The 26,108-nt window shown below is 60.0% G+C and carries 18 protein-coding genes; 6 read left to right on the forward strand and 12 right to left on the reverse strand.

Annotated features, from left to right (window positions below; translation table 11 throughout):
* Window positions 1-468 precede the first annotated feature (468 nt).
* Entirely contained in the window at window positions 469-1,143 is a 675-nt protein-coding gene (locus tag EB231_RS30250) for a LuxR C-terminal-related transcriptional regulator (protein WP_172352073.1), read from the forward strand.
* Window positions 1,144-1,233: 90 nt separating this feature from the next.
* Here EB231_RS30250 and EB231_RS30255 read toward each other — a convergent pair whose 3' ends face one another.
* Window positions 1,234-2,976 carry a PAS domain S-box protein gene (locus EB231_RS30255; protein WP_172352074.1) on the reverse strand — a complete coding sequence of 581 codons (1,743 nt, stop codon included), beginning with the start codon at window positions 2,974-2,976 and terminating at the stop codon, window positions 1,234-1,236.
* Window positions 2,977-3,266: 290 nt separating this feature from the next.
* Between EB231_RS30255 and EB231_RS30260 the strand changes: the two genes are divergently transcribed.
* Both EB231_RS30260 and EB231_RS30265 read left to right on the forward strand, forming a co-directional pair.
* A complete protein-coding gene (locus EB231_RS30260) occupies window positions 3,267-3,944 on the forward strand; it encodes a helix-turn-helix transcriptional regulator (protein WP_172352075.1) in 678 nt (225 codons plus the stop codon).
* A gap of 180 nt (window positions 3,945-4,124) precedes the next feature.
* Window positions 4,125-5,255, forward strand: a complete 1,131-nt coding sequence (locus EB231_RS30265; protein WP_246740775.1) for an NAD-dependent epimerase/dehydratase family protein — start codon at window positions 4,125-4,127, stop codon at window positions 5,253-5,255.
* A 226-nt stretch (window positions 5,256-5,481) separates the two neighbouring features.
* Here the strand turns inward: EB231_RS30265 and EB231_RS30270 are convergent, their stop codons facing one another.
* The 6 genes from EB231_RS30270 to EB231_RS30295 all read right to left on the reverse strand — a co-directional run bounded on the left by EB231_RS30270 (window position 5,482) and on the right by EB231_RS30295 (window position 15,894).
* A complete protein-coding gene (locus EB231_RS30270; RefSeq protein ID WP_172352076.1) occupies window positions 5,482-6,669 on the reverse strand; it encodes an acyltransferase family protein in 1,188 nt (395 codons plus the stop codon).
* Window positions 6,670-6,904: 235 nt separating this feature from the next.
* Complete coding sequence (locus EB231_RS30275) at window positions 6,905-9,136, reverse strand: oligosaccharide flippase family protein (protein ID WP_172352077.1); 2,232 nt, start codon at window positions 9,134-9,136, stop codon at window positions 6,905-6,907.
* A gap of 73 nt (window positions 9,137-9,209) precedes the next feature.
* The gene (locus EB231_RS30280; protein ID WP_172352078.1) at window positions 9,210-11,420 is read right to left on the reverse strand and encodes a GumC family protein; all 2,211 of its coding nucleotides are present in this window, start codon (window positions 11,418-11,420) and stop codon (window positions 9,210-9,212) included.
* A 1-nt stretch (window position 11,421) separates the two neighbouring features.
* Complete coding sequence (gene asnB / locus EB231_RS30285) at window positions 11,422-13,419, reverse strand: asparagine synthase (glutamine-hydrolyzing) (protein WP_172352079.1); 1,998 nt, start codon at window positions 13,417-13,419, stop codon at window positions 11,422-11,424.
* A 1-nt stretch (window position 13,420) separates the two neighbouring features.
* Window positions 13,421-14,680 carry an O-antigen ligase family protein gene (locus EB231_RS30290; protein WP_172352080.1) on the reverse strand — a complete coding sequence of 420 codons (1,260 nt, stop codon included), beginning with the start codon at window positions 14,678-14,680 and terminating at the stop codon, window positions 13,421-13,423.
* The gene (locus EB231_RS30295; RefSeq protein ID WP_172352081.1) at window positions 14,677-15,894 is read right to left on the reverse strand and encodes a glycosyltransferase family 4 protein; all 1,218 of its coding nucleotides are present in this window, start codon (window positions 15,892-15,894) and stop codon (window positions 14,677-14,679) included. The genes EB231_RS30290 and EB231_RS30295 overlap by 4 nt, the downstream gene beginning before the upstream one ends.
* Window positions 15,895-16,189: 295 nt before the next feature.
* On the opposite strand from EB231_RS30295, the gene EB231_RS30300 reads away from it, so the two are divergent.
* From EB231_RS30300 to EB231_RS30310, 3 genes are all read left to right on the forward strand, one after another.
* Window positions 16,190-18,955, forward strand: coding sequence for an AMP-binding protein (locus EB231_RS30300; RefSeq protein ID WP_246740776.1), 2,766 nt, complete (start codon window positions 16,190-16,192; stop codon window positions 18,953-18,955).
* Between the two features lie 224 nt (window positions 18,956-19,179).
* Window positions 19,180-20,679, forward strand: a complete 1,500-nt coding sequence (locus EB231_RS30305; protein WP_172352083.1) for a M10 family metallopeptidase C-terminal domain-containing protein — start codon at window positions 19,180-19,182, stop codon at window positions 20,677-20,679.
* A 93-nt stretch (window positions 20,680-20,772) separates the two neighbouring features.
* On the forward strand, window positions 20,773-20,985 hold the full coding sequence (locus EB231_RS30310; RefSeq protein WP_172352084.1) for a DUF768 domain-containing protein: 213 nt from the start codon (window positions 20,773-20,775) through the stop codon (window positions 20,983-20,985).
* 68 nt (window positions 20,986-21,053) lie between these two features.
* Here the strand turns inward: EB231_RS30310 and EB231_RS30315 are convergent, their stop codons facing one another.
* The 5 genes from EB231_RS30315 to EB231_RS30335 form a co-directional block, all read right to left on the reverse strand.
* A complete protein-coding gene (locus EB231_RS30315) occupies window positions 21,054-22,073 on the reverse strand; it encodes a Gfo/Idh/MocA family protein (protein ID WP_172352085.1) in 1,020 nt (339 codons plus the stop codon).
* Between the two features lie 28 nt (window positions 22,074-22,101).
* Entirely contained in the window at window positions 22,102-23,565 is a 1,464-nt protein-coding gene (locus EB231_RS30320; RefSeq protein WP_172352086.1) for an aldehyde dehydrogenase family protein, read from the reverse strand.
* Window positions 23,566-23,624: 59 nt separating this feature from the next.
* The gene (locus EB231_RS30325) at window positions 23,625-24,200 is read right to left on the reverse strand and encodes a DUF1349 domain-containing protein (RefSeq protein WP_172352087.1); all 576 of its coding nucleotides are present in this window, start codon (window positions 24,198-24,200) and stop codon (window positions 23,625-23,627) included.
* 76 nt (window positions 24,201-24,276) lie between these two features.
* Entirely contained in the window at window positions 24,277-25,305 is a 1,029-nt protein-coding gene (locus EB231_RS30330; RefSeq protein ID WP_172352088.1) for a proline racemase family protein, read from the reverse strand.
* Window positions 25,306-25,400: 95 nt separating this feature from the next.
* Window positions 25,401-26,084, reverse strand: coding sequence for a GntR family transcriptional regulator (locus EB231_RS30335; protein ID WP_056567835.1), 684 nt, complete (start codon window positions 26,082-26,084; stop codon window positions 25,401-25,403).
* Window positions 26,085-26,108: the final 24 nt, after the last annotated feature.

Below are 26,108 nucleotides of genomic sequence, written 5' to 3' on the forward strand. Positions count from 1 at the left end.
AATCCGAACATCATAGGAGAAGGGTATGTGACAGCTGGGGTGGCTGTCGTCGTGCATTCGAATGGGAACGAGCCAACGCTTTTCCGGTATTGAATTTTCCGCGAAATCGAGGCCGGCCTGAGCGGTCAGGACTTGGCCGCGAGCAGCGTCCGCCGAATGCCGGGATTGGCCCTTGAGCCCCAGCGAAGGCAGGTGCTGGCATCAAAAAGTCATGAGGCACCACGACCTCTGATGCTCGATATCGCTCGGCAGGCCAGGTCGCTCGCGCAGGGTTAAAAAAAATAACAGAAGCTTTTTCGCAATTTAGGATTATATTATCCATGCGTAATGTTCGCGGGTGGGGACGCCGTGGATATCATTGTGATGTCACGATTGGTGGTTGGTCACCACAGTAGTGTTCACCACGGAGGAATGGGAGGTTTCGGCGGGTTTTCTCGTCGGGAACCGAGTGAGCGTTGGGGTAGTTCAATGTATCGGATCGTCATCGCTGACGATCACGGCTTGTATCGGCGCGGCTTGCGGCTGGCACTTACGGCTGGGATTCCGAATGCCGAGATATTCGAGGCTGCGTGTTTCGATGCCGTGGTCAATCTTCTCGAGGAGCAGGCATCCATCGATCTTGCGATCCTCGACCTTAACATGCCCGGACTGTTTAATCAGGAGGTTCTCGGAGACGTTCTGGCGGCCTATCCTGGTACGCGCTTTGCGATCGTTTCCGGGGACGATTCGCGCTCTGAGATACTGACCGCTCTTTCGATCGGACTTCACGGTTACATCGTCAAGTCGCAGAAAGACGAGGAAGTCGTGCTGGCCGTAAGCGAGATCCTCTCCGGCCGGATCTATGTGCCGGCGCTGTTGTCTCGAGCGTTGGCCGAGAAGCCATATCCGACCTTGCCCCCGGCGAAAAATCAAACTCGTCGGAGCTTGAACGGCGCCAATCTCGACAAGCTCACACCGAGACAGCAGGACGTCCTCAAACTGATGGCGGAGGGATATTCGAACAAGGAGATCGCACGCAATCTGGATATTGCCGAGGCGACAACGAAAATCCATGCTGCTGCCATTCTGCGCGAGCTCGGGGTACGAAACCGGACCGAAGCAGCCGTTTTGCTGCAAAGCTGGCTGTCGAGGAATGTCAACTGACGGCGGGTCGCTCAAGGCGAGCGGTTTGGGTGAAATGCACGGTACAAGCACTTAAAGTGTGTCACGAGATCGTCTCACAGATGGCGCGCTTCAGAGTTCGATTTCCTTCCGCGATAGCCGCAATGAATACCGCAGTCCGTGCTCCGATATTTCCAGTTTCGGGGAATGACCGACAAGCGGCGTGCCGTCGACGCCGATTATCATGGAACCGAAACCGTGGCGCACGACCTTTGCGTTCTTCCGCCGCCCCGATTCCACCCAGTCGAACACAAGATCGTCGCCCGCGCCGTCGGGTGCGAATTGCCACTTAACCTCGACCTTGCCTTGTGAGTCACCCAGCGCACCGTGCTTCACGGAGTTTGTCGTCAATTCGTGCAGTATCATAGCAAAGCTCTCGGCGGCGCCACCTGGTACTAAAACGGAGGGGCCGCTGATCGTTATATCCCGTGTTTCCTTGAACGGCTGCAGTTCCTGGGCCACGAGTTCGTGGAGCAGCCCTGAAATATTGCTATGACCTGAAAGGAGCATGTGCGTCGCTTCCAGCGTTCTGATCCGATCGATCAGCATTTCCTTGTATTTGGCAACGTCGTTCTCGGGAACATTGATCATCTTCACCAGGGCCGTGATGACCGGGAACAGGTTGCTGAACCGATGGCGTTCCTCGCGCATGATGCGCTCGCGCTTCTTCACGGCAGCGCGAAGAAGCGTGGTTTGTCGACGCTCGGTGAGATCGGCAGCCACCCCGATGCGCAACGGTCGATCGCCGTGTTTTTCCTGCCGACCGCGCAGGGCAATCCAGCGCACATGGCCGTCCGTCCGCCGGACACGGATCTCGATGTCGTAATTCACAGCCGACGATGGTTTTGCCGAGGCCGCCAGCTTCAGCCAATCGGCCGGATGAATCACGGTCGAGAGTTCTTCCAAGGGGCGGACGCGCGTTGGCGGCAGGCCAAGGATGTCCCAGAACTTGTCGGAGCCCGTGACTGTCCCCTCCTTGAGATCGATACGCCACGTGCCCAGGCGTCCGGCAGACAGAGCGAGATCAAGCCATTCCTTCTGAGCCCAGAGAGCCTCGCGTGCGGCTCGTCGCTCGGAAATATCGTCGATCACCACGAACACGCTCTCGGTGGACACCTCGTCAGGCCGCGAAGAAGACAGGGCCAGACGAGCCCAGAATGCCTTGCCGTCCTTCCTCAACAGGCGAACATCCGCAGCGGATGAAGCGGCGCCATTGCTCAGATCCTTCAACAAATCCCGCACGGCATCTCGATCGTCAGGAAGAACAAGCGCCTCCAGCTCCAGCTGCGCAAGTTCCTCTTCTCCGTAGCCGGTCATCTCAAACAGACGTCTGTTCGATTGCAGCAGTTCGCCACGTCGATTGGCATTCGCAAAACCCAAAGCCGCGCGTTCGAAGGCCCAACGATAGCGGCCCTCGGCGGCATCGATGGCAGCAAGCCTTGCCTCGGCGACCTCAAGTGCCCCGCGCAAATCCTGTCGCAGGCGGTGGAACACAAACGCGATCAAGCCGCCCGAAATCAGGAGGAAGATGGCGCGCGTCCAATCCTCCGCGGAGATTTGAGAGTTCAGGACGCGCCGTTCCCACAAGCCGGCAACTGCCATGAGAAGCGTCGCGGTGATGGCGAGCAATCGCCCTTCAAGATATGCAATAATAATAATCGCGGGGACAAATGCAATAAACGCCGCATCCTGCCCAACATGTATTGTATTTGTTACCACGAATATTAAAGAGATTGCCAGCACCAACAGCGAAGCTACATGAGCTAACGGGGTGCCTGACACATTCAATTTCAGTCGGCGCAGAAGCGAACCCATGCGTCAGACTACAACCTTCCGTCTAGTCCGTCGAGACTAGGCCGTGAAGGGGCAACCTAGTACCACTGCCGGATTGCCACGCCTTTCACGGCGAATAAAATCGAGGGTTGGAAGGGCTCATCAGAACGTACATTTCAACAAACGCTGCGGAATCGTTCTGCCGCGGAGGTCTTCAACTATGTCGAAACCCAAGACAGAGGAGCGCGCTCTGGGCGATATGTGAAACTTATAGCAAGTAAATGATGCGTAATTTACTTGCGTCAGAAGCAACTAGGGTTGGGGTAGAAGCTATGACACTGATTGACAGGCACAACGACGTGGCTGCGAGCAGCCAATACATCGTACTGAGGAATACTCGCAATGCACGCTCGACACACCTCTCGGATCGATCGGACGCCAGAATCGGCGGGGCGCAGCGACGCAGTTTGGAATCCATAACCGGCATGCTCGACCGCATCGGCTGCGGTTATCTGGTGCTGGATCGCGACAGAAAAGTAATCGAATGGAATGTAGCCGCTCAAGACACACTAGAGCGCCAGGGCGAAGCGGCCGAAACGGCCAGCGAGCTTTCCGCGGGGCTAAGGCGGCTGGTCGCGAATGTTCCGGTCCATTTCCAGCCAGGCTCACTGTCATGGGTGGTGATCCGCAGCAGAGGCGACAGGCCGGTGATCCTGAATGAAACGGGCGTCATCGCACCCGACGGGACGAGCATCGTCGCCTTGCTGGATCGGGAGAACACGTCAGCGGCCAATCCTCAGACATTGCAAAGGATGTTTGGCCTGACCGGCGCGGAAACGCAGCTGGCATTGCGCCTGGCTCAAGGCGACGCGCCGCTGGAGATCGCCCGCAGTTGGCGCCTCAGCCGCACGACGATCCGCTCCCAGCTTGCCTCGCTGTTCGCCAAGACCGAGACAAAGCGGCAGGCAGAGCTGGTGGCTCTTCTGGGGCGCATTTCGGTCCTGCCGTGAGTTGGGCGACTTCGCCAGGTGTCAGCATCCGTCCGGATACACACGATCGGGAACCGAGCGTTGCAACGCAGCCGTGCGGCCGCGTTGCAACGGTCGTGGCACTGACGGCGCCGTCTCTGCCCATTTCGCCGCGCGGTCGGACACAGGCAGTGCCTGGGACCTCGAAACAGGAGACTTGCTATGGTCGAACTGAACTCGACAGGGCAGAAGCTGGCGGATGCCGCTCGCGTGCAGTCTGACGGCGCTGTGTCGGAACTTGCGCGCGCTGGGCCGGTCGTCGTCACGGGTGCCGCTGGATTCATCGGATTTCATGTCGCGTCGCGGCTTTTGCGACACGGCGTCGAGGTTGTCGGCGTCGACAATTTCACGCCCTACTACGATCCAAGGCTAAAGGAAGAGCGATTTGCACGCCTCTGTGCCGAGCCGAGGTTCACTCCCATGCGGATGGACCTCGCGGGCCAGGCGCTCGTGAAAGCGCTGTTTTCCGACTTCCGGCCATCGCATTTTGTGCACCTCGCCGCTCAAGCCGGGGTGCGCTATTCGCTCGTCGACCCGCATGCCTATGTGCAGTCGAACATCGTCGCGTTTCTCAATGTCCTGGAGGGTTGCCGGCGCACCGGCGTCGACCATCTCGTCTATGCCTCGTCGAGTTCCGTTTATGGCGCCAATCGAAGCATACCGTTTTCCGAGCACCATGGCGCCAGTCATCCGGTCAGCTTCTACGCCGCGACCAAAAGCGCCAACGAATGCATGGCGCATTCCTACAGCCACCTGTTCGGGCTGCCCGTGACCGGACTGCGCTTCTTTACCGTCTATGGTCCCTGGGGCAGGCCCGACATGGCGGTCTATACGTTCACCCATGCCATAGCCGAGGGACGAACGATTGAAATCGCCAATGCCGGCCACGTGTGGCGAGATTTCACCTATATCGACGACATCGTGGAAGGGGTGGTTCGCGTGCTCGCCGCGCCGCCGCGCGCGGATCCCGATTGGGACAGTCAGGCAGCCGATCCCGCCACCAGTTCGGCGCCCTATCGGATCTACAATATCGGCAATGACCGGCCCGAAGAGATCAACCGCCTGATCGCGATCATCGAGACGGCGCTCGGCCGCCGCGCGCTTCGCGTCAATGTGCCCTTGCCTCCGGGCGACGTTCTGGAAACCCGCGCCGACGTCAGCGATCTTCGCCGCGCTGTCGGCTTCGCGCCGGCAACCGCACTCGAGGACGGCGTGCAACGGTTCGTGGAATGGTACCGGGATTTTCACGGAAAACCCGCCGGCCGGGAACGGCAAGTGTTCATTCCGGCATAGCGAGAACGGGTGACGGCGCGGCAACCGGAAAGAGGACAATGCCGGTTCATCTGCCCAAGCTCATGGAATTCCACATGCGAACGGATGGCGTTCCCCCTGCCCTTGAGCAGTTCACCATTCACGGAGATGGCGAGCTGCTCTAACTATTTGTTTTGATGGGATTCCTACGGGAGAACGTTTCACACTTTCCTGGAATTGCCCTGGCCGGCAGCGTTGTGGTGCTCGATCAGTCTGCCTTGGGATAAGCCGGCACCGGAAATGGGCGCAACTGCTGTCGGGCGCTGGACCCGACTCCCAAGAGGCGTCGGGCACGGCCAGTCAGCGGCTTCTCGAACAGGCGGTAGGTGATGAGTGCCACGCCGAAGGTGGTCGCCAGCGCCAACGCGATAAAGGTCCATGGGCCAAGCACCAAAATCAGGCCGGTTCGCCAGAAGAAGATGCGCATGGCGCGGATCACGAACGGATGCAGCAGGTAGAGAGCGTAGGACGCATCGCCAACGCCAGCGCCCCATCGCGCGGCCAGGCTTTCCTGCCGCAGCTCGCCTGGCGCCAAGGCAGCACTCCAGACGATGAGAGATGCCGGGATGCCATAGACAACGGGGCGGGCGAGGCCGATGGAGATATCGGGAAATGCCGCCGCGAGCATCAGGGCGGCCAGTCCCGTTGCAGCGACGCAGGCCCTGATGAAACCGGATGGCCGCAGGCCCGAGGTGCACATGATGCCGATTATCACGCCAAAGGCGAACTCGAGGATGATCGGATCGGTCCAGAACGCGAATGGCTCCCGCAAAGGCGCCGCGAGACGGCCTGCGAACACCATCCCCACCAGGGTCGTGAGCAGGACAGTGACGGCCCAACGCATGGGGAGCACGATCGCCGCCGCAAACAACACGTAGAAAAGCATCTCATAGTTGAGCGTCCAACCTAGCTCGTAGAGGGGCTGAACGACGCCGTCAGGGCGAGTGGCAGGGATGAAGAAGTAGGATTCGATTACAAACCTGGAATTGATGTAGCTCTGGTTGAGGAAGGTGGGAGCGAGCAACGCCACGGCAAGATAGAGCGTGGTGACCGACCAATAAAGCGGGACAATCCGGGCTATCCGGCGAGAAAGAAAGAGGCGCGCGCCACCCGTCTTTGCGAACAGCTGTCGCGACGTGTGCACCATGATCAGGCCGGAAATCACGAAGAAGATATCGACTCCAGCGCTCCATGGTATCGGTTCCCAGGCTTGAAAGGTGCGGCCGGCCTCCAGTTCCAAGGTCGCCGCATCGTGCTGGGCGTGGCGCAGCGCAACCGAAGTCGCCGCGAGGGCGCGCAGAACCTGGACCTGTGTGAGGGTTTGACGGTGGCCGGGCTCGACAGGCGTCGATCTTTCGGACCGATGGCGCATCGAAGGCGTCGAGACCGCCGCCATTGGTTCTTGTCCCATGGATGCTCCGCAGCTTGCCACATCACGGTGACGCGCGTCCGGAACTCACGCATCCTTCAAATGACGGACACAGACCGTAAAACATGATGGCCCTGCCGGCAGGCCTTCAGCCATCTCGAATGGTGCCAAGCTCACTCGCCGCGATGCCGATGAACATGCATCGGGCTTTCGTTCACCGACTGGTCGGAGACGGGGACCGGCACCGATGGATGAAGTGCCCTTATTTACCCGCCCTCAAGAACCAATTCCCTTGCTGGGCGTCAATCGCGCTTGGCCTGATCGAGAGCAGAGCAAAGACCAAGCCCGGCAAGATTTTCAGTCGCTTGCCGATATAGATGGCCATGGCAACGCTCCAGATACTTAGGGCAAGCGCGACACCCACGGCAGCGCCGATCGGGCCGTAAATCGCGACGCCCACGGCACAGGCTATGATGTTGGCCGCGGCGCCGGCGATCATCGTCGTTGCGGCGGCCCATTCGTTCCCAGTCATGGTCAGGAGATTCTGCTGAGGCCCGCACAGCGCGACAAAGACATATCCCAAAATGAGAACACGCGCGATTGGTGCTCCCGCGATGTAGCCCTCACCGAAATAACTCAAGAACGGTTCGACGATCAGCATCATCGGGATGGCCACCGCTATGGCGCCACCGGCGGAAAGCAATGTAGCCCGTGCGAACAGTTGCTGCAGAGCCTGACGATCTCCCCTGGCGTACAGATCGGCCGCGGTTGGCGAAAACATGGTAGCGACGGCGATGCGAGAGAGTCCTACAAGCATCGCGACATTCAGCGCCAAGGCGAAAATACCGGCTTCACGAATATGGTCTGTCCAGCCCAAAACCAGCACCCCTGCCCGGCTGACAAAAACATCGAGCCCGGTGATGAGCATGAGCGGGGGGGCGGCAAACCACCATTCCCTTGATGCATAACTAGGCTGGGTCTGCCGCAAGCCAGGTGGTTCAAACTTCCTCGCGGTGATGAACACCAGCCCAACCGTGAAGGCGGAACTTATCAGCACCGCCACCATCACCGCCGGCGCGTCCACGACCCATAGTGCGGACTTGGCCATGATCGCCACCAATATCAGCAGGAGCCCATCTCGTACGATGCGCTCCGGCAACAGCGCCGAGACGACGCCCCCAAAGGCACGTATGAGCGTAGCGCCAATGGCATAAGCGGTAATCAAGGGTACGGCCGCCATGCCAAGCACGATACTGATCTCAAGTCCGCTTCGCATATGATCCGATTGCGCATGATCCGAAAAGAAGAGGACCAAGGCAGCGCCCGTCATTCCAAATAGGGTCGCCGCAAGAAGCGATTTCTGCAGGGCGAATTTTATCACCCCCCGCGCCAGATCAAGCCTGCCGTTGGCTCTGTAGGCCGGCACAAAACGCAACAGGGATACATTGAAACCGAGCGTTGCCAGATAGGCGAGCACCGAGGTCCAAGCCAGAACATAGGAATAGATGCCGTAATTGCCGGGCCCGATGAGACGTGCAATGGCCAGCTGTGCAAGGCTCGTCAGCCCGGCACCTCCGATATATATCAAAAGGGCGAAGACGCTTGCTCGAGCGAGCCGCGAGCCGACGTCCTTGTTCCGTCGAGGTTTGACTGCTGAAGGAGGGGCAGCGGGATAAACTGGAGCCTTTCGGGACACGCGACTGTCGAGAGCCATGGCATGGGCATCGGGAACGCCTTTTCGGTCTCGACCTGCCAACCCTCCATCCATCCGCGAAAGAGCGGAAATGACTTGCTTCTCGACCGTACAAATACCCTTGAACTTCGATTGACAATCGACATTGTCGACAGGAATAATTTTTCGGCCGGAAGTCGCGAGAAGATCATTTATGGATTCGAACACATCAACGGAAAGCATATTCACGTTCAAGTCGGCCTCAAAAGCCCGCTCCGCCGGCGGTTGGTGCTTGATCCGCTGTCGTAAACGGTTCTCCACGACAGCGGACGGCACCACCAGCCTGATGGTGAGATCGGCCCGCGGCGCGAGGCTGAGCGCCGTTGCGAGCACATCGTTGTCGGTGCGCCCATTGAAAATCGCCAGCGATCCAATCGCTTGAACGTATCCCTGGTCGAAAATTATAATATCGGGCGATTGCTTGGCACGGCTCCAGCAATGCGAAAGATGCAGAATATAGCGCCAGATTCGAGCGCGCCAGATTCGCTTCTTTGGTGTTATCAACCTTACCATAGACAGCGAAATGGAAAGATCGTTCGCTATCCCCCTCAAGGAAAGCAATATTCTTAAAGTCGATAATATTGCCGACGCGATTCTCGTGATGAACAGAACGATTCCAAGATCAAGGCTCCCCACCCTCGTGCTGGGCTTATAGCTGAGGGCGACCTTGGCGTGATAACCTTTGCCACGCAATTGCTCTGCCAGCGCGTGTGCAAAGGTTGTCTTGCCGGATCCTGGCGGTCCAAAAAATTCAATGATCATTCCGGGTCAGGTCCGATTGCGGGAACGCAGCTGGTTCCCTGTGGTATTGTCGGAAAGCGGAGGCGACGGCCCATCAAACCTTCGCCAACAGGAGGTCGGCATTATCCCCGAGCCGGTAGCCGCCGTGTCTCTTTAGATTCACCTGGGTGAGCACACTCCCTACTGGAACGGCGACGGATCCACCGCCGCGGAGCGACTCCAGAACACCACGAGCAATGCTGCGCCTCGTCCTGTCCCAGCGAACGGCGAAAAGCACCGCGTCAGCCCAGCGCTTCAGGAGTCTGGTTTCAGGGCCGCCGAGTCCCAGGGGCCCGTTCATGATGACGACGTCGTAGACCGAGAGCAGTTCATCGGTGAACTGGGATTTGTCGACCGTCGACAGAAGTGTCAGCAGATCATCCGAAGGTGCTGGAGCGGCCATGAGATCGATGCCGATTTCTGGCATTCTCGTGATTGCATCCTGCAGCGAGCAGCGTTCACTCACATAGTCTCCGAAGGAGTTGTGAGCCTTGATGGTGCTGAATTCACCACGAAACTCCTTCGTGAGCCGCACGTCCTTGCGATCGAGGTCGAGGAAAAGCACCCTTCCGCCCAGTCTCGTTGCCGCCAGCGCCAGGCTCCATGCCAACTCTGTCTTGCCCTCGTCCTGGATGCTGGACGTCACGAGGACGATATGCGGCGGCTGACCCCTGCCCTGGGTGGGCGCCGCGGTGACGAGAAGGGATGTCGCGGCTCGACTGAACGGTGAGTTCTGCTGGCCCAGCACCAGATGCCGCAGCTGTCTCGCATGAAGTCCCGAAACCTTGGGAAGCAGCCCTATGCACGGAATCCCAAGCTCGGCTTCGGCTTCAGCTTCGCTGCGCAAGGTCTGATTGAAGTTGTTGCGGATCAGAACGAACACCGCCCCCATCAAGCCAAACACGATCATGCCGGGTGGAATCAGGAAAATTGGCGACAGGGTCTTGGGATTTGACGGCGGCCATGCCGTCGAAAGGACCGCTACGCCTGGCGAAGGAGCGGCGATGCGCCGTATCAGATCCTGCTGGCGGCCAAGGAGCTCGTTGTAGTGCTGTGTCACGATGGCCACCTGCGGCTCAAGGGCACGCAATCCGGAAAGCTGGCTCGCGGTGTCGGCCACGGCCGCGTCGAGCACCCTCTTGCGGTCCTCGAGAGCCGCGACCTGCGCGCGGTAGACATTCGCCTCCGCGGCGATGTGTGCGATGGCCTGTTCCATCTCGAGGGTGATCGCGCTGTCCGGATCGCCGTCCGCGGCGGCCGGCTGGCGTGCCATCAGGTCCGTCAACACAGGCGATCCGATCTCTTCGGCTATGGCCGAGACAGGGGCGCCCGCCTTTCGCAGGTCCTCGATATGGCGAAGGCGCGATTCCGAGGCGGAAAGATTGGCCTTCGACAAGAAAATCTGCCGGCCGAGCTCCGCTGTTTCATTGGCTGCGTTGTTAGCCGCACTTTGATCAACGGCGCCGTGTGTCAGCCGGTAGGTCTCCAACCGATCGGTCGCGGCGACCAGATCCTTTTGTACTTGCGGCAGACCGGCGACCAGCGACTCCAGCTCGAGCTGATCCGATGCACGACGTTTCTGCACGAGGTCTTCGATATAGATCTGAGCGAATGTGTTGGCGATGAGCGCTGCACGCGCCGGACTGGTATCGGTGAAGCCGATGGTGATGACGCGCGAGCGCAGCTCTTGTCCGACCCTCATCCCGTTCCGCAGCGTCTTCAGCTCGGCGGCATCGGCGGCATCAGCTGCTTCCGGACTTCCCGCCGCCGGCTTGCCCTGCGACCAGATCCGGTTCAGGAGATTACTCACGAATGAGCCAGTGACGGGCGGGACAGCACTGATGCCGCTTTTTCCGGCAGCATCGGCATCCTGAGCCTTGCGCAGTGCGACCAGAACTCGACGCAGGTGGGCTTGCGACGAGAGCATCGTCAGATGATCATCTATGCTGGAATCCAGCGAATCTTGAACGAGCGCCGTGCCACCCGGATTGCCGGTGCTTGGGGCGTCGATGATGACCTGCGTCGTCGCCTCGAACAGCACCGGACGGGTAAGGCCCGCCAGGCCGGCCAGGATGCCACCCAGAAGGGCGATGGCAAGCAACAACCATTTTCTCGTCGCCAGGGTGATGACGAGCTGATGGAAGGGAGACAACGGTTGCATATGCTCGCGTGGCGGTCGCCTCATTCGCTGATTGGTGTCGAGCGTAGCAACAGCCATTTGCGTAGCGCGCGGAAGTCTGGCGCGGCTGGCTATGGAACCTTCCATCTCAATCCCCTGTCAGTTCGATATCGTAAGAAAGATGCGTTGCCGGCGCCGATGGCCGCATGGCTTCGTTGCGCCACGCCTGGAACATCAGCAGCGGCCACAAGTCGCGGAAATGATCCTGGTTTCCACGCAGGTGATCGCGCCAACATGCGTCGACCTTCGCACAGTCGATGATCCCGTCCCCCGACAGGCGCATCGTGGCGATGATATCGGTTGCCCAGTCGCGCAGGGGCCCTTTCAGCCAAGCCCCGACCGGAACGTCGAAACCTTGCTTGGGCCGATCGACCAGTGAGCGCGGGACATAACGATCGAGGAGTTGGCGAAGGATCCATTTGCCCTTGCCATTGCGGACCTTGACACTGGTCGGCAGGCGCCAGGCGAATTCCACGACGCGATGGTCCAGGACCGGGCACCGCCCCTCGAGGCTGTTGGCCATGGTGGCGCGATCGAGCTTCACCAATATGTCGCCCGGCAGATAGCCTGTCATGTCGTCAAACAGGAGACGCGAAAGCAAGTCGTCGAGCTTTGCCGCGACGGCAAGCGATGCCGGCGGCTTGTGATGAAGGAGGCTGTTGGTGGAAGACCCCGTCAGTTGCCGAAGCAGTTCGTCTTCATTTCGCGCCGCGAGCAGGCCGGCGAGGCGGTTCAACCTGTCACCGCGCAATCCGTGCCGCATACTTGCCGAAAGCGGCAGGCTGCCGAAGATGTCTAGGTGGGAGGCCTGAGCCAGCAATCCTGCCCCCGCCGCCAACATTCGACGAAACGATGATGGCAGCTCATGCTGCCTTCTGAGGCGGGTTGCCAGGAAGTGCCGGGAATAGCCCGCGAAACACTCGTCGCCACCATCGCCCGATAGCGCCACCGTTACGTGCTGCCTGGCGAGACGCGAAACCAACAGCGTTGGTATCTGCGACTCATCGGCGAACGGCTCGTCCCAGATCCGCGGCAGCTCCGGAATGACTTCAAGCGCCGCGGCCGGTGAAAGGTGAAGTTCGGTATGATCGGTGCCCAGATGCCGAGCAACCGCAGCCGCGTGGGGGGCCTCATCGAACCCGCTCTCACCGAATGCTATGGTGAAGGTGCGAACGGGCTTCCGGGACTGTGCCTGCATCAGGGCGACGACCGCCGAGCTGTCAATTCCGCCAGACAGAAAGGCGCCAAGCGGGACATCTGCAATCATGCGTTCCTTGACGGCAAGGCTAAGCAGCCTGTCGAGCTCTGTTGTAAGTTCCTCGTCGCTGCCGGCGATCGGATCCCGCTGCGCCTTGCTGGCGACATCGGCCAGCGACCACCAGCGGCGAACACGATGCGCAAGCGACCCGGCGCCGCGGGCATTGGCGAAATCCGCCGCCGTCACCGACAGAACTGAACCGGGCGGCAGCTTGAACACGCCCTGCCAGATGCAAAGGTCATCCGGCACCCACCCTTTCGAAAGCATCGTCGCCGCCGCATCGACGTCGAGTTCCAGGTTGAAGCCCGGGAAGCACGTGATCGCCTTCAGCTCCGAGGCGAAGACGAGCGCTTCACGTGTCGAGGCGACATAGAGCGGCTTTTTGCCCATTCGATCGCGGGCGAGATGGAGAATCCGTTTCTTCAGATCCCACAGCCCGAAAGCGAACATGCCGGCGAAGCGCTGGAGTGCCGTATCGAGGCCCCAGCTCTCGATCGCGCACAACATGACTTCCGTGTCGCTGGTGCCGCGGAAATGGTGGCCCTTCCCCTCCAGTTCGCGGCGCAGATCGCGGAAATTGTATATTTCGCCATTGAAGGTGATGACATACCGGCCGCTTGCGGAATGCATCGGCTGGCGACCCGCCTCCGAGAGGTCGACGATGGCCAGGCGTCGGTGGCCGAAGGCGATCCCGGCCTCACGGCTCATCCAGAATGCCTCGCCATCGGGCCCGCGATGACGAAGGGCCATCGCCATCGGTCCGATCGCCCTGAGGGCATTGGTATCGGCTGCATCTGGCGCCAAGAGAATTCCGGCGATCCCGCACATTCTAATATCTCCTCTGGCGAATGATCGTGGGAACCGACTGAGACGTTCCAGCGACAAGGCAGAGGGTCAAAGAGAACCACACGATCGGATGGCGGATGATCAGGTGCGGAGCACTGAAGACAGCGATCGATGCCGTAAGCGCCACGAGAGCGTCCAGCCTCGCACGCCAGGCGGACCAGGCGGCCGAGCCGAGGACCCACACCAGGGCCAGGACTGAAATCAGGCCGCCCTGAGTGTAGAGATCGAGGATCGTGCTGTGGGCCTCGAAAGGCCGCGGTAGAAACTGCTGATTGACCACGGGGGGAGTATCAAGGTGTGGGCCTGGGCCCAGCCCCAGAGATCCGGACCTTGCCCCCTTGTCCAATGCCGCGTCCCAAAGATAAAGGCGAAGTGCCGCGGTTTCCGCTGTCGCTTCCCCGCCCTTGTCCTTGGTGAGGCTCTTGGCGAAATCCTCGGCGTTGGCGGCCTCGCTGAGGGCGTAAGGCGCCATCGACACCGCCAATGGAAGGAACGCAACCGCGAGCAGGAGGGCAAGTTGGCGCGAAAGGCTGGCCTTGCCGCCGTCGCCTGCCAGCAAGGCCCGAAGCCGCAATCCCAGAAGGATCAGGCAGGCCAGGACTGTCGTATAGAGATAGGTATCGCTCTTTGTCAGCCTTCCGACATAGAAGATGAGGATCAGGCTGAATAGCCCAAGGCATCTTCCCCACGGATTGCTGGTGGTTATGGCAAGATGCAGGGCAAGGGGACCAAGCAGAGCGCAGTAGAGCGCAAGCTGGTTCGGATTCTCAGACCAACCGCAAAAGCGGTCCCAATACCAGGGTCGGACGCCAGACTGATGGATCCAGCCGAAACCAACCCCCACCTGAATGACAAAGCAGGCACTCGCGATAGCGATCATCCACCAGGCGATACGACGTAAACGGACAGCCGCGTTCGGCTCCGCGGCGGCCAGGCAGGTGACGCAGGCCAACAACACGTACGCCATCGTGTCATGCAGCAACGGATCGAGGAACAATTTGGTCGTCAGAAAGCCGATGATGGAACCAACGCCCAAGGCAAGCGTCAGGATCAGCCAGAAACGTGCAAGTTTGGCCAGGGCCGGCGTTACCTCCAGTCGGCCGCCAGCAAGGACCCGCGTGATCGACATCAATATCCAGAGCGTGAGGAAGAGTTCGCTGTAGCCGAACGGCAGCCCCGGAATGCTGAGCTGCACCGCGTAGGACATTGCTATGCCGAAGGCCAGGAACGCGTCACGGATCATTGCCGCGCCTCACCCAATCGGGGGGGTCGCGCACGCTCTTCCATCATGGTCGCAGGGGCCGATCGAGCAAGACTGCCGCTGCCACCGAGTACGGTCTTGTATAGCTCGCAATACTGATCGACGACCCACGACAGCGAAAAGCGCTCCCGCACGAGTCCGACGGAGCGGCCGCCCATGATTTTTCCGCGGGCGCGGTCGGACAGGATCTCGATTATCCTGGATGCGAAGCCTTCCGCGTCGCGCGGCGCGACGAGATAACCGTTCCAGCCATCCTCGACCACGTCATTGCAGCCGGGCATTCTCGAGGCCACGATAGGCAATCCGGACAATCCTGCTTCCAGCAGCACGCGCGGGATCCCCTCGCGATATTGCGTCGGAAACGCGAACAGATCGGCCATGCCAAGGAGGGCCGGAACATCCCGCCTCGATCCCAAAGCGATCACGTGAGGAGCATATCGCTCGATATCGGACTTGTTGACCGCAAATGGACCTTCGGAATCCTGCGGGCCGACGAGCACGAAATGTGCATTGGGCCTCTCGGAGAGGACGCGGGGAACCGCCTTGAGCAGGGTCGGGATCCCTTTCTGACGGGTCAGCCGACCGACAAAGATTACGACTTCGGCCGATTGAAGCCCCAGTTCCTCGCGCATCGTGGCAGCCGACGGACCACGATACCTTGCTGTCGAGAATGCATTCAGGTCGATACCAGAGCTGCGGATCAGTCGCGCTTTGCCGTCGCCCACCAGCCGGCAGCGCTCGAAGAAGGCTTGATCGTCGCGATTCTGGAAGACGGTCATCGCTGTCCACAACGACGCGAGGCCCTGAAGGGCGCAGAAGACCGGACGCAGGGCCAGAGCGCGCGGCTCCAGCGACGAGAATGTCCAACCAAGTCCATTGATGGTGCGGACGACCGGAACCTGCCCGCGCACGGCCAAGGGGGTCAGGAGGTTGGGCTTGGTGTCGAAACTTTGAACGATGTCTGGACGCAGTTCGGACATCAATTTGCGGACCGTGCCGAGAGCGCCCCATTCCGCGCCGCCACTGCTAAAACGGTCGAACCCAAATCGGCGATGGGGAATGCCATGGAGCGAAAAGGCTCCCCCCACATCGCTCGACACGGCAGTGACTCGAAAACCCTTTTCGCGCATCGCCAGCAGGAATGGGATTCTGAGGCGGTGATCCTCGCCTCCGATGCAGACAAGGTGCGGGCTCATCCCATGCCCCCAGGATGCCGGCAGTATCCCGACCGCATCAAATGGCTGGCTCTTGGATCTGCTCTCATGACCGGTTCATCGCCCCTACGCACACAACGCCCAAATCCACGCTAGGAGCAGGCCTTCCCGCTGTCCTCGTCTGTTTGAATGAAGCAGGGCGATGGACGATGCGGCGATGATCGATCGGCGCATATCGGATCGCCGAGTCCGGTCCAGAATCATTCGTTCTAACGATGCCACGACCGGCATGGTCGCGTAGGACACTGCAAAGCCAGTCAGCAAAAGGGGGACTGTGTTGGAAGCGTTCGAGCGCCCGCGTTCAGAAAGCTCGTTTCCATGCGCCTTGGCGTCCGTTAGCGGGCTGGCAACGCAGCAGGACGTTGCGATAAATCGCGATATCGGACCTCCAGACGATTTCACATGGAAACGGGCATCGACCCGCCCTCTGGACGTGGACGGACCAACCAGCCGTCCATTCCAATGGATGTACGACGATTTCTCCGAAAAACCGGCGTTCTGGCATCTGGAGCGAGTTGTCGAACGATACCCGGACAAAACCGCGATCAGTGACGGCTCTACATCGCTCAGCTTTGCGGAATTGTTGAACGCAGTCCAGAACCTGGCGGGTGCGATCGCTGGTTCGGTCCCACCGGGCAAGGCGGTCGGGCTCCTTATCGGAAATACGCTGTGGTATCCGGTGGCCATGCTCGCCGCCATGCGCGCTGGCAGGCCCGCCGTGCCGCTAAATCCCCGGGATCCGTTTCAGCGCCTCGCTGCAATTGCCACCAGCGCGCGGCTGGCCGCGATCGTCAAGCCAGGACCAGGTAAGCCGGCAGGCTGGCCGGATGCCACGCCCCTGAAATGGATCGATGCGGCAAGCTGCATGGCAGCAACCGAGGGCAGCTTGCCGGCGCAGCCGTCCGATCCGTCGGTCGATGCCCCGGCAATCGTTCTGTATACGTCAGGCAGCACCGGGGCACCGAAGGGCGTCGTAAACAGCCAACGGGCGATCCTTCACCGCGTTCAGCAATATGTAGATGCCTGCCACATCGGTCCTGACGATGTGTTCATGCCGCTGACAGGGCCGGCGACAATCGCGGGATGCCGCGAGATGATGACCCCCATGCTGTGTGGGGGCACGTTGTATCTCCTGGACATCGAGAGCGCCGGCATTCGCGCCGCCCGCGACAATTTCAAGAAATGGCAGGTGACGGTCGCCTATCTCGTGCCCGCGCTGCTGCGTGTACTGATGAATGGTTCCACGTCTGACACATTCTCTTCGCTGCGGATCGTGCGCGTTGGTGGAGAAAAGATCTTATGGTCGGACATCGACCGGCTCCGCGCCAGCGTTCCCGAGTCCTGCTTTGTGCAGATCAGCTATTCGTCCACGGAAACGACAGGCACGCAGTGGTTCCTGCCGAGGGATTATCCGGAACAGGGCGCAACGGTCCCGGTGGGCTTCGTCCTACCCGGCATCGAGTACACGGTCGTGGGAGAAAACGCATGCGAGGTCGCCCCGGGGGATGAGGGCGAGTTGTTGATCAAAAGCAACTACACCACGCTGGGCTATTGGATGGATGGGGAAAACGTCCCTCTTCAGGCAAGCTCCGCCGATCCCCAACTTCGGATCTTCGCAACGGGCGATCTGGTCAAGGTCGACGACACTGGACGGATGTGGATCGTCGGACGAAAGGGACGCCAGATAAAGATTAACGGAAGACGCGTCGAGCCCGCCGAACTGGAACTCGTCCTGCGCCGCGCGCCTCAAGTGAATGATGCCGTTGCGGTGGTGACGGACGCGAACGAACTGGTGGCCTTTGTCGTCCCCGCGAGACCTGGCGGAAGCGAGCTCATTGCTGAACTGCGCGACTTGATCAGGACAGCCCTGCCGCCTGCGGTTCATCCAACACGGCTGCACAGTGTTGCCGAGATCCCCCAACTCAAGGGCGGCAAGGTCGACGGCGTCAAGTTGCGGGACCTGGATCGCGCGCTGAATGCGCAAGACGCCCAGAACGCGCAAGATGTCCGGCAGGCGACCGACCCGCTTGATATCGAAGGCGCCGCGGCCGCCGTATGGGAGAGGATACTCCCGGGTAAAAAAGCGGCTGGCAGCCACTGGGACGATGCCGGTGGCGATTCACTGAAACTGCTGCAGTTCGTCATGGAACTTGAGACAGCTTTGGGACGTGAACTCAACCTGGAGGCGTTCACCGTCGGGATGAGCTTCGCAGATGTGGTCAGGGCAGCGTCTCCAGGGCAAGATGCAGGCAGCTCGCGCGTCGATGCCTCCGGCCCCAAGCCCATCTTGTTCATTGTGCCGGGATCGATCGGCTACGGTCCAAGCCTGGCGGCCTTCGGCGCCGAAATGGGCACTGTCGCCAAGGTTGTTGCGGTGCGCTACGGGGATCTCAACGATCTGCTCAAGGGCCATGACACAATACCGCGAATGGTGGATGCGGTCGTCGAGCAGATCAGCCAGACCCAGCCAGAGGGCAATGTGAATCTGATCGGCTATTCGCTTGGCGGCGGCGTCGCGTTCGAGGCCGCCGCCAAACTTGTTGCCGCGGGTCGATCGGTCACGTTCCTGGGAATCCTCGACACCAACATCGGGCCAGGGCGGCACAACTACCGCGAAGCCCTTGCACGCACCGCCCAGCGGATCCGCACGCATAGAGTGACGGTGGATCGCATGACCTTGCGGGCGCTCGCAAAATTGTTTGCCCAATTTGGTGCCGAGGCTGTGCTGGCAAGGGGCATCGACTGGCTGAAATGGAGGGCTTTCGCCAGGACGCGATTCATTCTGCGCCTCGAGCTCGAGGAAATCCTACGGATGCGTGCATTCGGCCAGTGGCTCGCGCGACCGAAGCCCGCATTGCCGATTACCGCCACCGTGTTTCGGTGCAGGCGCAAAGGCGTTCCGGCAGACCTTGGCTGGAGTGCTTTCGTTGCCGATCTGAACATAATCCCGATCGTGGGCGGACACCTCGACATGCTCATTGAACCCTATCTCAGCCATAACCGTCCGTTGATAGAAAGGGCCTTTCTGGTGCGCGGCGCATAGCAAATAGACAGTCGCCATGCACACTCCACAGTCGAGCGTGGAGCGCCGAATATGCTTGGATAGTCAACAAGCTTCGGAGCCAAGTCGGCCATCCAAGTCCACGGCGTTTTGCTCGCTGTGATCAACGATTCTATCAAGGGACGCCGGTTTTTGATTTGTCTCTAATATATCCTTTCCACTAGGCAGGTGTGGGGCACCTACTGAATCGGACGAAGGATATTTGCATGACAACCCTCCACTATGCCTCGGGTGGGTCGGCCTCCCAGGTCGCAACCGCCGGATTCAACCTTGTCGACGTTTCATCCGTGGACGAACTCAACGCCCTGCCGGCTGGCACAAAAGGCCTGGTCTGGCTCGATGAAGCCAATGGGGCGACCTCGTCCTTTATCCAGAAAGTCACACCCTTCATCGGCAATCCGAAGGTGTTTGGCTTCTTCCTCGTCGATGAGCCGGACCCAACCGGCAAATGGGGAACCTACGCCACCGCCGCGAATTTGAAGGCGGAATCCGACTGGATCCATTCGCATTTGCCGGGCGCCAAGACCTTCATTACCATGATGAACATGGGGTCTTCCGCAAACCCTGATTTTTCAAACACCTACAATCCCGCCAACACGCATATCGACTATTACGGGTTGGATCCGTACCCGGTGCGCACCGGAACAAGCACGGTCGATTACAACATGATCGACAGGACCGTGGCCGCGGCCGTCGCCTCGGGCATCCCGGTCAGCCAGATCGTTCCGGTTTACCAGACATTCGGGGGCGGCAGCTTCACGACCGACACCGGCGGCCAATATGTCCTTCCCTCCGTCGCCCAGGAGCAGACCATGCTGGACCACTGGTCCAAGCTGGTTCCGACCCCCGCCTTCGACTATGCCTATGCATGGGGTTCCCAACAGGGTGACACGGCGCTTGGAAACTCGCCGGCGCTGCAGGCCCTTTTCCTCCAGCACAACCAGAGCGACACCGGCACATCTTCGAGCGGCGGCACCAGTTCATCCGGCGGCACCACCGTGACGCCGCCGCCCACCACCACACCCGTGCCCCCGACGACCAGTACGCCTTCGAGCAGCGATCACGTCTTCTACGGCACTGGCGGAGCGGACGTAATGCACGGCACCACCGGCGCCGACACAATGGCCGGTCGCGGCTACAACGACACCTATTATGTCAACAACGTCGGTGACAAGGTGGTGGAAGTGAAGGGCAGCGGCAACGACACCGTGCTGGCATCGGTGAGTTATGCGTTGTCGGCCGGGTCGGAGATCGAACATCTCGCCACCACGAGCCGATCCGGAACCACCGCCATCAACCTAACCGGAAACGAGTTCTCCCAAACCATAGACGGCAATGCCGGCAACAACATCATCAATGGCGGTGGTGGGCGAGACGTCCTGACCGGAAATGGGGGCAAGGACGTCTTTGTCTTCAATTCCGCCCTCAAGGCCAGCAATGTCGACAAGATCACCGACTTTAATGCGTACCAGGACAAGATCCAGCTCGACCACACTATATTTTCCGGCCTTCAAAAGGGCGCCCTTCCCACCTCGGCCTTCTTCGCCGGCGCGGGTGCTCACGACAGCAATGACCACATCATTTACAACAGCTCGACCGGCGCGCTCTCTTTCGACAGCGATGGTACAGGCAGAGCACATCAGATCCAGTTTGCCACTCTTTCTCCGCACCTATCGTTGACGGCATCCTCGTTCATCGTTACGTGAGCCTTGGGGACGTCAGGCCCTGACCAAAAGGGTCTGACGTTTTCTTGAATGTATCTCGGCGGAACGAAATCGCTCCAATGAGCTTTGTTCGTCATGAGCGCTCGCGGCATCGAATTCCTGCAGAAATGGGTGGAGGAAAATATTCCACCTTATTCGAAGGCCGATCCGGCCCTTGCGGCGAAACTCGCCGAACAGGCGACCGCGGACGCCATCAAGGCGGGGATTCGGCCTGAGGAAATCTCGGAAGAAGTCGGAAGCATGCTGACCACCATGCTTGAAGTCCTCGATCACCGCGACACCGAGTGATTGCGGATCCGGCGGTATCGGCAGCCCGCATCACCGCAGGCTGCCGTGTGTGGGACCTATATCCGGGGTTAACCTCGATCCCTGTGGACCAGGACACGCGCCCTCTCCGCGGCAGACCGTCTGATGGCATCGAGTACATGCATTCCCGCTACCGCGTCGCTGATTGGCCAGGACTGCCTGATCTCACCCCTTATGGCGCGCGCAAACTCGCGGACCTCTTCTTCATATTGATTTGCCGGCGGAAAGCGGATGGTTTCGACATCCCGGTCATAAATATCGTCACGCTTGCGCAGCTTGATGATCGTCTCTTGTTCTGCCGAGGGCCAGACGGCGACCGGGATTTCCATCCAGCCGTCCGTACCGATAACCATGATCCAGTGTGCCCATGCCTGCAGCAGGGCGCCGCTGAACAGAAGATTGCGGTTGTCCGGAAATTCGAGCAGGCCGGCGACAGCAATATCGACACCATCGGGCGCGAGCTTTTCGAATGTAGCGGTCGCGGCGATCGGCTCAGCCTCGAAGAGGAAGCGGGCTGCCGTTATCGGATAGACGCCAACGTCTCCCAAGGCACCACCGCCGAGTTCCGGCTGGAACCTGATGTCCTGCGGATTGTCGTTGATCACACTGTAGGTTGCGTGGATCTGGGTGACACGTCCGAGCCTGCCACTGCGGATGATTTCACGCGCGGCGAGCCATCGTGGATGATACCGGACCATGAAGGCCTCCGATATCTGCACGCCTGTCTGCATTTGAACCTCGGCCAGGCGCAGGGCGTCCGCCGCGTCCAAGGCAAGTGGTTTCTCGCACAAGACGTGCTTGCCGGCCCTCGCCGCGGCAATTGCATCTTCGACGTGCCGATTGTTCGGCGTCGGGATATAGATTGCCTCGACCTCGTCATCGTTCAGCAAGTCGGAGAAAGAGGTATAGTGCTTCGAAATACCGAATTCCGAGGCGACGCGGGCCGCACGAGATCCGTCGCGTGAGGAAATGGCTACCACTTCACACTCCGGCACGGCTTTCATCGCCGGTATCACCCAGTCGCGGGCGATCTTCGCTGTCGACACAATCCCGAAACGGACCGGCTTCATCGTCTTGGTCTCTCTTGCATTTGATGGATCACACGCTCGGGCGCAGGCGAACGAATGTGGACTTCGCCTGCATGAATTCCAGTAATCCGTCAGGACCGTTTTCCCTGCCGAGCCCGCTGGACTTGCTGCCGCCGAATGGCAACTGGGGGACCGTCTCGAGATAGGTGTTGACGTAGACAAACCCGCTTTCAAGGGCACTGGAGACAGCCATTGCGGTGTCGAGGTTAGAGGTCCAGATGCCGTTGGCCAGGCCGTAATGTGTCAGGTTGGCCAGCGCGACTGCTTCGGAGACGTCCTTGAAAGTGGTGACCCCAAGCACCGGTCCGAATATCTCCTCCCTGAAGATCGTCATGTGCGGCTCGACGCCAGTGAATATGGTCGGTTCGACGAAGTAGCCGTCGTGCAGCCCCGGGCTCGTCGGCGCTCTCCCGCCTGTCACGAGTGTTGCACCTTCCTCCCGGGCCTTTTCGATATAATCGAGGACCTTCCGCTGATGCTGCGCATGAATCATCGGGCCGAGATCGGCATCGACGTCGTCAGGCGTGCCAAGCTTCAGCGCCCTGGCCTTTTCGGCCAGCTTCGAGACAAACTCCGATGCAATAGTCTCCTGGACCAACAGCCTTCCGCCGGCGCAACACTCCTCACCCTGATTGATCGTGAAGGCAGCGAGCGCACCGGCGACCGCCGCGTCGAGATGCGCGTCGGCGAACACGATGTTGGCGCCCTTGCCGCCGAGTTCAAGCGCCACCTTCTTCAACGACTGGCCGGCAAGGCTGGCGATCTTGCGCCCAACGGCGGTTGACCCCGTGAAGGAGATCATGTCGATGTCCGGATGCAGGCACATGCCCTGGCCGACCACCTCACCCGTGCCGGGCAGGACCGCAAGGACTCCGTCGGGGATACCAGCCTGCTTGGCCAGCCGCGCATATTCGATCGCCGTGCCCGCTGTGAGCTCCGACGGCTTGATCACGACGCAACATCCCGCAACGAGGGCGTAGGGCAACTTCTGAAACAGGGTTACCGTCGGAAAATTCCAGGGAAGAATCATACCGATGACGGGAAGCGGCTCGTAGGTCACAAGGCCCAGTTTCTCGGCACCCTCGTGATTGACGATACGACCGGGAATGCTCCAGGCGAGCGATGCGGCATAGCGCAGCAACTCCACCGACCACTCGATCTCGCCCTTGGCGGCAGCGATCGTCTTCCCTGCTTCATCGGCCTCAATGCGACTGAGCGTTACCAGATTCTCCAGGATGAGATCGGCCCAACGCAGCAGGATCTTCCCGCGCTCGCTTGCCGCAAGCCCCTTCCATGCGCCTTTCCTGAACGTCTCCTTCGCGAGAACGACGGCACGGTCAAGTTCTGCTGTCCCGGCCAGATGAACTCTGGCCACGCTTTCACCTGTGGAAGGCGAACTTCTCTCGAAGAGAGTGCTTCCCGCTGGCAACTCGGCAGCCCCATTGATCCAGATGCCGTATTCACGTTTGGTCATTTCAGAATCCCGATGAAGATCGGCAAGGCAGGAGACGCTTCGCATCCTGCGGCTTCAGGTCAGTCATGCAGCTCTTTGGAGATCGGTGGTCCGACCACGAAGTCAGTGAAAGCCACCTCGAACCCCGCACGTTGAGGAGAGCAGCACATCATGCCGACATCCACCCGGTCGGATGGCGGAAAATAGCCGAGCCTTACCGGCTTCCAGCTCTTGTCGCCGGAGTCCAGATACTGAACGCGAACCGCTTCGCGATGCCGGGTGAGGCGGATCCTCACGCCCGTCGGATCCGTCGGAATGGCAACCAGGGACCAGTCGGAAACATCGTTTGTGATAACGACGGAAAAGTACATCCGCCCGTCGGTAAACTCGATGCCGGCTTTCACCCAATGTGTTTCGCTGAGCCGCATCATCAGGCCGGCCTGGTCGTAGAGGGCTTCATATTCACCCTTGATCGTCACCTCGGCGGTGAAATCCCCGGTGACGCTGCGATACAGAAAATGACCGTTGTCGCGCCAGAAACCGTAAAAGGTTTCCCTCCAGAAGTCGGTTTCGTGGCCTGTCGTGACACGAAGGAGAGCGCCGTCGTTTGTGTATTGCGGTGGCTCGTTGAGCCATTTCAACTGTTCTTCCGCCATCTCCCCACCTTCCCATTCGTTTGCGCTTGTGGCGCCGAGGCTCAGTCAGCGCCTGGGCCACAAGGGTGCCTGTCGATCAATTGAACCAGGTGTCAGATAGGCGGTAGCCTTCCGGGAACGGATCCTCGGGATCCACGCCGTAATGGCTCACACCCGTCAACCAGGCGCGGCCAGAGACCTGCGGAATGACCGCTGGCACATCACCTGCCTTGGTTTCGGCGATGATTTCGCAGTCGAAAACCGTGTCGAGAATGGAGAGGTGCCTGAACTTCTCACCGACAGCGAGATCACCACGGGCATGAAGAAGCGCCATGCGCGCCGAGGTGCCTGTCCCGCATGGGCAGCGATCGAGCCGCCCGGGCGACACGACGACCGCGTTCTTGGACGTCTTGACGCCGTTGATGACCTCCACTGGGCCAGCAAACTCGGTCTGATTGATCGTATGGATGAGCGGATTTTCGGGATGAATCGACGGCAGTTGAACGGCCGCCGCCGCCTTGATCCGTTCGCCGATCTCGACAAGCTGCCTGGCCTCGCCGCGCGCGAGCGTCAGGTCCAGATCCGCCGAATTCACGATGCAGTAGATCATGCCGCCATACGCGACATCGACCCGCAGCGAACCGAGTCCCGGAACGTCGATCATGCTGTCGCGATGCATGACGAAGGAGGGGATATTGCGAAAAGTGATGCTCCGGCACTTGCCTGCGCGGCATTCGGCGATCACGTCCACCAATCCCGCAGGCGTGTCGACCCGCACGATCGTCCGAGGTTCCTTCATGGGAATCATTCCGGCCTCGAGCGCGACGGTCACCGTGCAGATCAGATTCGATCCCGACATCGGCACAAAGTAATCGGACTCCATGACGATCATGCCGATGTCGGCATCAGGATGGATTGGCGGCGTGATGAGGTTGACGGCGGCATTCACGCTGCCCCTCGGATCGAACAGCAGCATGTTCCTGAGCCATGAGCTGTCGCGCTCCAGGTTCTCCATCCTTTCGAACATCGTCGCCCCGCGCGGGGGGAGAATGCCACCCGTGATGACCCGGCCGACCTCACCTTCGGCGTGTGCGCCAACGACGGTTATAACGCGATCCAACTGCATGCCAGACTCCAGTGGCTTCTATATCCAATATCCAATATTTATTGAAAGCAAGCAATAGCCAATGGCAGCTTCGCGCAAAAATTACAAACCAACGATCAGGAGTTTTCGAAATCCGGCAGCGCCTGCAGGCCAGCCATCACGTCGTCGCGAGCGTCCTCGATGTGCTTCCTGAGAAGCTTCTGCGCCAGGGTCTGATTGCCCTCGGCGAATGCAACCGCCAGCGCCTTGTGGTCTTCCAGCGCTTTGGTCTGCGCTGATCGGGCATCGATCTGAAGACGGAGATATCTGTCGGCGGAATTGTAAAGTGATGACAAAAGAGCGAGAGACCGCGGCCGCCTTGCGGAACGGGACATCGCCTTGTGAAACGACCAGTTGAGTTCACTGAGCTTCGCTGGCGATTCCTTTGCCTCCACCCCTCTGGTATAGTCATCCAGGGCGCGTCGTACATGCTCGATGTCAACCTCGGTTGCCCGTTCGATCGCCTTCTTCAGGATGAACGGCTCAAGCGCGAGACGTGCTTCGAAGATATCGATCGCGTCATCCACGGTCAGCGACGCGACAACCGCCCCCTTATGAGTGTGAATGACGACAAGTCCCTCCGCTTCGAGCTGAAGAAGAGCTTCTCGGATCGGGATACGGCTGACCCCGGCTTCCTCGGCGATCGCTTCCTGCCTGATTTGCTGGCCGCCTTTGTAGAACCCGGATATGATCCTGTCGCGGATCAGGTCAACGACCGAAGACGTGACGGTTCGGCGCTTAATGGCGACAGACGGATCCATTTATTACCTATCAGGAAAATTCCA

It is taken from the genome of Mesorhizobium sp. NZP2298, assembly GCF_013170825.1.
GTDB lineage: Bacteria > Pseudomonadota > Alphaproteobacteria > Rhizobiales > Rhizobiaceae > Mesorhizobium.

What these genes read in the sequence shown, in the direction of transcription:
- EB231_RS30330 (WP_172352088.1), bottom strand. Translation starts at nt 25,305, where the DNA reads ATGCAGTTGGATCGCGTTATAACCGTCGTTGGCGCACACGCCGAAGGT.
- EB231_RS30275 (WP_172352077.1), bottom strand. Translation starts at nt 9,136, where the DNA reads ATGATCATTGAATTTTTTGGACCGCCAGGATCCGGCAAGACAACCTTT.
- EB231_RS30255 (WP_172352074.1), bottom strand. Translation starts at nt 2,976, where the DNA reads ATGGGTTCGCTTCTGCGCCGACTGAAATTGAATGTGTCAGGCACCCCG.
- EB231_RS30270 (WP_172352076.1), bottom strand. Translation starts at nt 6,669, where the DNA reads ATGGCGGCGGTCTCGACGCCTTCGATGCGCCATCGGTCCGAAAGATCG.
- EB231_RS30315 (WP_172352085.1), bottom strand. Translation starts at nt 22,073, where the DNA reads ATGAAGCCGGTCCGTTTCGGGATTGTGTCGACAGCGAAGATCGCCCGC.
- EB231_RS30310 (WP_172352084.1), top strand. Translation starts at nt 20,773, where the DNA reads ATGAGCGCTCGCGGCATCGAATTCCTGCAGAAATGGGTGGAGGAAAAT.
- EB231_RS30260 (WP_172352075.1), top strand. Translation starts at nt 3,267, where the DNA reads ATGACACTGATTGACAGGCACAACGACGTGGCTGCGAGCAGCCAATAC.
- EB231_RS30305 (WP_172352083.1), top strand. Translation starts at nt 19,180, where the DNA reads ATGACAACCCTCCACTATGCCTCGGGTGGGTCGGCCTCCCAGGTCGCA.
- EB231_RS30295 (WP_172352081.1), bottom strand. Translation starts at nt 15,894, where the DNA reads ATGAGCCCGCACCTTGTCTGCATCGGAGGCGAGGATCACCGCCTCAGA.
- EB231_RS30320 (WP_172352086.1), bottom strand. Translation starts at nt 23,565, where the DNA reads ATGACCAAACGTGAATACGGCATCTGGATCAATGGGGCTGCCGAGTTG.
- EB231_RS30290 (WP_172352080.1), bottom strand. Translation starts at nt 14,680, where the DNA reads ATGATCCGTGACGCGTTCCTGGCCTTCGGCATAGCAATGTCCTACGCG.
- EB231_RS30335 (WP_056567835.1), bottom strand. Translation starts at nt 26,084, where the DNA reads ATGGATCCGTCTGTCGCCATTAAGCGCCGAACCGTCACGTCTTCGGTC.
- EB231_RS30265 (WP_246740775.1), top strand. Translation starts at nt 4,125, where the DNA reads ATGGTCGAACTGAACTCGACAGGGCAGAAGCTGGCGGATGCCGCTCGC.
- EB231_RS30250 (WP_172352073.1), top strand. Translation starts at nt 469, where the DNA reads ATGTATCGGATCGTCATCGCTGACGATCACGGCTTGTATCGGCGCGGC.
- asnB (WP_172352079.1), bottom strand. Translation starts at nt 13,419, where the DNA reads ATGTGCGGGATCGCCGGAATTCTCTTGGCGCCAGATGCAGCCGATACC.
- EB231_RS30325 (WP_172352087.1), bottom strand. Translation starts at nt 24,200, where the DNA reads ATGGCGGAAGAACAGTTGAAATGGCTCAACGAGCCACCGCAATACACA.
- EB231_RS30280 (WP_172352078.1), bottom strand. Translation starts at nt 11,420, where the DNA reads ATGGAAGGTTCCATAGCCAGCCGCGCCAGACTTCCGCGCGCTACGCAA.